A 7,591-nucleotide genomic window follows, 5' to 3' on the forward strand; every position below is an offset into this window, starting at 1 on the left:
AATTCCAGAAACTGACCTTGTAAAAGCGGTCAATGGATTAGTTGAGTCCATACCTGAAGACATTTTTTATTTAGTTGAAAAGAAAATAGGACGACCAGCCTATCATCCAAAAATGATGATGAAGGTTCTTTTGTATGCCTATACTCAATCGGTATTTTCTGGTAGAAAAATTGAAAGGCTCATGTCAGATAGTATTCGAATGATGTGGCTGACTAACCACGAAGTGGCTAGCTATCGTACAATCAATCGTTTTCGTGTTGAGCCAGCTACGGCTGCTCTTCTTGAAGAATGTTTTATTCAATTTCGGTCACAGCTTATCGATAACGAATCACCAATAATCAAGGTCTTCTCAGGTTCAAATTCTGGAATTCGCTCGAAAGCATAGTTAAAGAACTCTTGCATAGGCTTTTGAAAATCAGTATCCTCTGAAACAAAAATATCAGCAAAGTATGGCATTAACTGAGCTTTTTCTAAACGCCGATACTGCGTAGCTAACACACCATTGGTGACAACATACAATTGGTGAGTAATTGACAACTCCGATACAGTGTCAAAAGCTCCATCCAAAAGAATCGCTTCCTCTTTTAAATAATCTCGAAAAATCTGATCCATCTCTGCCCCATCTCTAACTAAGCCACACTCACTAAAAATATAACTAAAACGATCAGCCAATACTCGCTCCTTTGCTAACTCTCCTTTTTCAAAAGCTTCCCAGAGCATCGCATTCTAGTTAGCTTCAATTTAACACAAAAAAACAACTCCATCATGACTGATAGAGTTGCTTAATTTATAGGAAATTCGACTAAATTCTGACCGTCCACATCATTGGACATAGAGAGCCATTCTTTTCATATCTATATCTCTTAAACCTCTGGAATCAAGGTCCATTCCAAATTAGCTTTATAATCTCCATCAGCCTCTAAAACTGCAGGAATATCTAATGTAGGGTTCAATGTTACAGCTTTTTCAGTAATATCTTTTTCATAAACACCTGTAAACACATTCTGTTCAGATGTTGAAACTGTTATCTCAGAATGTACATGATCACCTTGGCCTGCTATATTGCTACTAGCTAAATTTAAAGCAAGATTATTACTTAAAAAATCTAGTGAATTCGCAACGGTAACATCTTTTACTGTTACTCGATAAGCGCCAGTTTTATTACTTGGTAAATTAGCACGAGTGTCACTAATAACAACTTTAGCCGCTCCTTTAGTCTCCTCCTGAACATTTTGAATAGCACCATTCAATGTTGTATCTACAAATTTAATATGAGCATTTGTTGAAATATCTTTAAACTTTATTTCTCCTGTTTGCGGTTCTGGAGCAATTTTAACAACGGCCTCTGTTTGTCCGTTCGTCTCATCAGCTTGTACATAAACTGGTGCTAAAAGTAGTCCTACTAAAGTTGTTGTTCCTAAAATCATCATTTTTTTCATTTGTCTCACCATTCCTTTTATATTTTTAATCTATTTGTATTTCTTCGCTTAAACTTCTGGAATTAACGTCCAATTTAATCCAGTTCGAACCTCACCGAGTTGCTGTGTTGTAGCAGAAACAGACAAGAGTGGTGAAAGAATCGCTTCATAATTTTCACTTATAGTTATACCTCTTGAAAAGAATACCTGAGCATTCTTTGAAGTAATGATGTCCTTAACAGTACCTAGCTGAGCAGTCGGCTTAAGAGTTAAGCTTAACCCATAATCATAAAAATGATTGTCTTGGTAATTGACAGTTACATCCCAGCCCTTAGTTTTATTGGCACGAGTGTCGCTCACTTTAACTTTGGCTTGATTTTCTGATTTTTCCTGAATTTCTTGCTCGCTTCCATTCAGAGTAACATCATTAAAACGAATTTGGGCTTCTGTATCGAGCGAAACAAAACTCAACACACCTGCATCTTTTAAAAGACGAATTTCTGCATCTGAGCTTCTCTCTTTCTTAGGGTTTACACGAATATAGGTATCAGGCATACTGCCATCATATTTTTCCAAAAATTCCAGACTTGAATTGTAGAATATTTTGGTGTTAATTCCTTCCCAGCATGAAGGTTCACTGTCGTCAAAATCTCTACCTAGATCTGTATATCCTAATACAAAAACTGATTTTTCCCCTAATGTCAGCTTTTTAAGTTTATTAGCATATAAAAATATTGAACTATAAGTCATCACATTAGTCATATCCCAACTACTTATATCTAGCGCTTCAATAGTCGTATTTCTAAACATATCAGACATGAACTCAACTTTAGAGGTGTCCCAGCCACTGGTGTTTATGTTCGCTATTTTAGAATTTGAAAACATAGCATACATATTTGTCACTTTTGACGTGTCCCAATTGCTTAAATCTAACTCAGGAGTGTTAACTGCTCCAAACATACCAAACATATTTGTAACATTTGACACATCTAACTCATTAATTCCAGTAAATTTAACAACTTCCGCTTCAAAATCATATTCTGCAAATAAATCTCTTGAATCCTCTGGAGCAGAAACATTATTTTTAATGACTATTTCTTTTACATTGGAAAGTTCTTTCCATGAACCACTTTCATTTTCATTTGAAATAATACCATTTTCAAACGATAACACTCCTTGATCATCCAATTCCCAAAGTGCTTCTCCTGCAACTCTATGCCCTTCATTTGTAGCAACAGTTGCAGCACTAACTTTTTGTGAAGCAATCATACTAAGAATCGTCAGCAAAACAGTCAGCAGAGCCAGGCTTCTTTTTTTCATATCTGTCTCCTTTTCCATTTATAACATATAATTAAACTTTGTAAAAAAGATGCCTGAAACACCTACTAATATCAATCCAGCAAAAAGCAAATATTCGTTATTTGTACCATTCGTTTTTGGTAATGTTTTCTGGACATCCGCTTTATTTGTGATGCTAGTAGATTTTTCTTTTTCTTGTGATGAGTCAGTTTTCTTTTCACTGGCTTTTGTTATTTTAATCGTTGCTGTACTCACTTGATCAGAGCTTTCAGTAGCAACTGCAGGCGAAGCAGAGGTTAGTCCTATACTTAAAAAAAACAGCAGCATTGTTGTGGATTTTTTCTTTTTCTTTTTACGATGCTGTAGTTGTTTAAGCTTTTTTTGACGTTTTTTATACAGATAAATCATTACTACTACTACGAGCAAAATCCCAAGAATACCTAGAGCATACCATTTCCAATCAAGTGATTTCTTATTTTTAAAAACCATTTGATCATTCAACTCTTTAGCTTCTTTAGCAGTAATTTCAAACTCTTTCACCCATTTTTCGGATAACTTATCAGCTTTTGCTGTAAGTTCCAAACGATAACGTCCAGCTTTAAACTCACTTTTCCCCAATTTAATCCCATAATTGAATCGACTATTGGGAGCCATTTTCATTTGTTCTTTCTTTTCTTCATAAAGGACTTTCTTTTTTCCCTTATGATAAATTTTTGCTTCTAAAAAAAGGTCTCGTAAAATTTCTGATTGCGGATTTTGCAACGTTGCTTTAATAATATTGCCGTAAGCTTGTTGCCCAATACTGATACCATGAAAATTCAATTTATTTGCAATTAAAGCGTCATTTTGGCGGATTTTAACCGGCAGAACATAAGAAAAAACGTTAGAAATAGATGTTTTTGCTTCTTGATTCGCTTTTTCAGAAACTCGAATTCCCCCTAAAATGATACCAGCAAATTCTTTTTCTGGCATGGTTACCTTAATTTCTAATTTTTTGTGAGAGTTGGCTTTCACCTGAAAAATTTCTTCTGTTTTCGCTAAATCAGTAAATTTATACTTAAGTGATTCATCATACTTTTCTACAGTGTTAGTATACTCAATCACACCATAATCATTCGTGATAGCATCTTCAATAGCTGCACTAAAAGATTTATCATCAGTAGTATTGTTATATAGATCAATCGCTAAGGTTTGTTGTTTACCTGGGGCTAACTTTATATCAAAATAATCACTAGTATCATTCATTTGATTTTCTGGTAGTACAGGTTTGACGAAATACGTCTCACCCATCTCTGCATAAACTACAGCAGAGTTTGTGATAATAGATATTCCTAAGCAACTAATGATAAACAGAAAAAGCTTTCCTATTTTGCTAACTTTAATTTTTGCTCTCCCCTTCCCAGTCACCTTACTTTAGTGCAAAGATTATGAATTTTTTGTATCTCGCTATGAATGACTAACTATTTTTTATTACACTTCTGGAACAAGTGTCCAATTTAGTGCCGTTCGAATCTCACCTGTTTGTTTCATTGATGAAGAAATCTGCAAGTTTGGTGCTAAAATCGTCTCATGGTTTTCTGTTGAAACATCCTGCCCTCTTGAGAACAACACCTGTGCTTCCTTAGAGAGAGCAATATTTTGTGAAACACTAGTTGTCGATTGAGGGGTGAATAGCATATCTAAATCAGAATCATAAAAATTACCATCCAGATAATTAACAGTTACATCCCAGCCTTTGGATTTATCAGAACGCGTGTCCAGTACTTGTACTTTTGCTTTGTTCCCTTGTTTCTCCCGGATTTTCTGTTCTTTTCCATTAAGTGTAACATCTTCAAAACGAATTTGTGCGTCTGTTTCGATATCAACGAAGCTTAATACACCAGCACTTTTAAGCAAACGAATTTCAGCATCAGATATATTATCAGCTGCACTTTTTTCACTTACCCAAACATAAGTATCTGGTTTGCTTCCATCATAGTTTCTCATAAACTCTTCACTTGAATTATAAAAATTTTTGGTAAGGATACCTTCCCAATGTACACTGCCTTCATGTGGATAAACCTCTTCAGGTAAAAATGTATAAAATTCAGTAAATACTGATTTTGGTCCTAGCGTAATTTGTTCAATTTCATCAAGTCCAAAGAATATTCCATTAGCCCCAATCTCTTCTAGCAATGATGACGTATCAAAGCTACTAATATCCAAAGCAGCTAGCTTGGACATTCCATAAACAAGTTCTCTCATGTTTGTCACTCTTGATGTATTCCAACTACTTAGATCCAGTTGTGTTATATAACGAGCCCCATAAAACATACTCGACATATCTGTTACATTCAAGGTATTCCATCCACTCACATTTACAGCATCTAATTGTGAATGAGAAAACATTTGCGACATATTCTTCACATTCGATGTATCCCACTTTTGCATGTTTAGGTGTGGATGTGTAGAGGGAGAAGCATAGAAGAAAAACATATTAAACATGTAACTCATATCTGTTACTCTGGAGGTGTTCCAGCTACTCAAATCTAACACATTCAAACTTGCTGACGCAAACATGCCTCTCATATTAGTAACATTAGAGGTATCCCAGCCTTTTAATACTACTTCAGGAATCACTTCTTCAGAATCGTCATTTAAAGCTGTCGTTGCTTCAAACATTTTTTTCATGTTCGTCACTTTTGATGTATCCCAAGAACTCAAATTTACTTTGCTATTGGTTTTTAACTCAGAATTTAAAAACATCGACTCCATGTTGACTACATTCGAAACATCTAGCTTTTCTACATTTGATAGACTATATCCAGAATTACTGAAAAATAGCCAACTTGAATCTGCTGGCGCAGCAACATTCTCTTTAATGACTATTTCATTTAAACCTTTTAGGTCCTCCCAGGGATTATTGCTTGCTTTTTTTGGAATTAGACCATTTTCAAAAGTAAGTACACCCTTATCGTCTAGTTCCCACAATGCTTCTTCCGCTGACTTTGTCTCTTTATTTGTAGCCGTAATTGCAGCTTCTGCTTTTTGTGGTGATAATATCCCAACAATCATCACTGAAAAAATTAACAATATCTTTCTTCTGTTCATTTTTATCCCCTTTTTAAACATTTTTATGTGGTAGTATTTATTATTTAGTCGTCAAATGCTACTACACGTGTTTTATAATACCGTATCAGTTATTGAACGTCAAGAAAATATCAATATTGGATTACAATTTTTTATAGCATCATATAATGTTAAAAACATTGACATATCCTGAATTATTCATAAGAAAACAAATAAAGTGAAGGAAACCCATTAAACACTTGAGTTCCTTCACTTTGCATCATTTAGGTGCAGAAAAAAGAACTCATTTCTGATAAAGTTAAGTCACCACAACCACTTTGAAAGGAGTCCCATGATAGTAACTTTACAGAAAAAACAACTAAAATTCAACCCTAAAATCCAATTATCTAATGATGGAGGTAATTTATCTTCTCACGGTGGCCTACTCTTAGTCAATGAATTCCTTCATGCCATAAACTTTAAGGAAATGGTAACCAACATATTTAGTCTGACTACCCAAAATAGTTACAGATGTCATTCGTTTAGCTCTTTGCTTATCCCAGTGCTTATTTCAAACTATTGAAGGGTATCAAGCCGATAATGCTACTACCTTACTCAAGAATGATCCCGTATTTAAGCAAGCATGTAGAGTAGAAAACTGATTTCGAGCAACGACCTTCGGGTCGTTGTTTTACTTTCAGTCTCCCACCTTTGTTATTTCAGGACGGTACTAGCCACTTTGGGCACTCATCCAGGTCTCAACTTTTTTCGTAAATTAGGTGAAGTAGAGGTCCTTTCCTACACTAAGTTATGTTGTCTTAGTGGTGATAGGTACTATGACCTCCTCCGACTCCCTTCCACCTCGTCCTCATTTCAGCTTTTGCTTTATAGATTTCGATGCTACCTTAAGGCTCGACTTCTCTTTGACTGCTTGCGCAGGTTCTTTTATAGAGCCGCAGAATTCACTTTATGTTACAACCGTTCACAGGGCTTCAGCCATAGGATTTCGCCTATAACTGCCTGATAGCTACTGAGCGCCTTGGCGCTTACTCAGACTGGATTTTCACCAGTTAGCAATTAACAGCTTGCTGGGCACGCTAAATAAAAAAAGGAACCTCCCCATTTTTGATATAATGTAAGTGTAAGCAGACATAATCAAAAAGGAGTGTTCCTCTATAACTATTATACACCAACCGACATTTTTAGACATTGAAATTTTATTAGAATTAGAACCGATTCAACGTTATTGCGAATTATTCTCCCCATTATTAATTGAAAAGGTTGTGGCGTTGTTTGATAAAGACCATCGTGTTGGAAGACCTGTGACAGTTAATTATGAAGCGACATTTAAAGCATTTGCCGTTCGTTATGTTGAAGGAATCCCAACGATTAGAGCGTTAATTAAACGATTGAAGGAAGATCTAGTATTTAAACAGAGTTTAGGTTTTCTCTATTCAGAGCGTATGCCTTCGGAAGCGACTTTTTCACGTTTTGCACACGAACTAACTACCAATCCAAGCATAATGGATGAACTGAATCAACGGTTACTCACACAAGTTGATAAGGTCAACGGGTTATTTTCTGAGCAGATTGCACTCGATGCGACTCATGTTACGGCGCATGATAAAGCCCGTCAAACCGCTAATGATAAACTACTTTCAGTTGAAGAATAGCTGAAAGTAAGGAACGTTGATTTATCTCACTTAGTTCCTACGGAACCTACTTGGGGAATTAAAAAGAATAGTGAAGGAAAAAATCAGTACTGGTTTAGCTTATAAAGCCCATCTAGCTGTTTCCACTAGCAGTCAGTATATAGTGAGCAGTCT

General features: G+C 35.5%; 7 protein-coding genes and 1 pseudogene. 3 read left to right on the forward strand and 5 right to left on the reverse strand.

Annotation, left to right across the window (positions count from 1 at the left end; all coding sequences use genetic code 11):
• Position 1 precedes the first annotated feature (1 nt).
• Positions 2 to 340, forward strand: a pseudogene (locus AC5KOD_RS03350) (transposase); the annotation flags it as partial.
• Here AC5KOD_RS03350 and AC5KOD_RS03355 read toward each other — a convergent pair.
• The 5 genes from AC5KOD_RS03355 to AC5KOD_RS03375 form a co-directional block, all read right to left on the reverse strand.
• Complete coding sequence (locus AC5KOD_RS03355; protein ID WP_496913123.1) at positions 298 to 720, reverse strand: HAD-IA family hydrolase; 423 nt, start codon at positions 718 to 720, stop codon at positions 298 to 300. The pseudogene AC5KOD_RS03350 and the gene AC5KOD_RS03355 sit on opposite strands and share 43 nt — an antisense overlap.
• 143 nt (positions 721 to 863) lie before the next feature.
• Positions 864 to 1,439, reverse strand: a complete 576-nt coding sequence (locus tag AC5KOD_RS03360; protein WP_496913124.1) for a hypothetical protein — start codon at positions 1,437 to 1,439, stop codon at positions 864 to 866.
• A gap of 48 nt (positions 1,440 to 1,487) precedes the next feature.
• A complete protein-coding gene (locus AC5KOD_RS03365) occupies positions 1,488 to 2,738 on the reverse strand; it encodes a BspA family leucine-rich repeat surface protein (RefSeq protein WP_496913125.1) in 1,251 nt (416 codons plus the stop codon).
• 18 nt (positions 2,739 to 2,756) lie between these two features.
• Positions 2,757 to 4,007, reverse strand: a complete 1,251-nt coding sequence (locus AC5KOD_RS03370; RefSeq protein WP_496913126.1) for an EF2685/EF0750 family sortase-dependent surface protein — start codon at positions 4,005 to 4,007, stop codon at positions 2,757 to 2,759.
• 180 nt (positions 4,008 to 4,187) lie between these two features.
• Positions 4,188 to 5,807, reverse strand: a complete 1,620-nt coding sequence (locus AC5KOD_RS03375; protein ID WP_496913127.1) for a BspA family leucine-rich repeat surface protein — start codon at positions 5,805 to 5,807, stop codon at positions 4,188 to 4,190.
• A gap of 310 nt (positions 5,808 to 6,117) precedes the next feature.
• Between AC5KOD_RS03375 and AC5KOD_RS03380 the strand changes: the two genes are divergently transcribed.
• Complete coding sequence (locus AC5KOD_RS03380) at positions 6,118 to 6,348, forward strand: transposase (protein ID WP_496913128.1); 231 nt, start codon at positions 6,118 to 6,120, stop codon at positions 6,346 to 6,348.
• 688 nt (positions 6,349 to 7,036) lie between these two features.
• Positions 7,037 to 7,438 carry a transposase gene (locus tag AC5KOD_RS03385; RefSeq protein ID WP_496913129.1) on the forward strand — a complete coding sequence of 134 codons (402 nt, stop codon included), beginning with the start codon at positions 7,037 to 7,039 and terminating at the stop codon, positions 7,436 to 7,438.
• Positions 7,439 to 7,591 lie beyond the last annotated feature (153 nt).

The organism is Vagococcus sp. WN80Y, assembly GCF_059621045.1.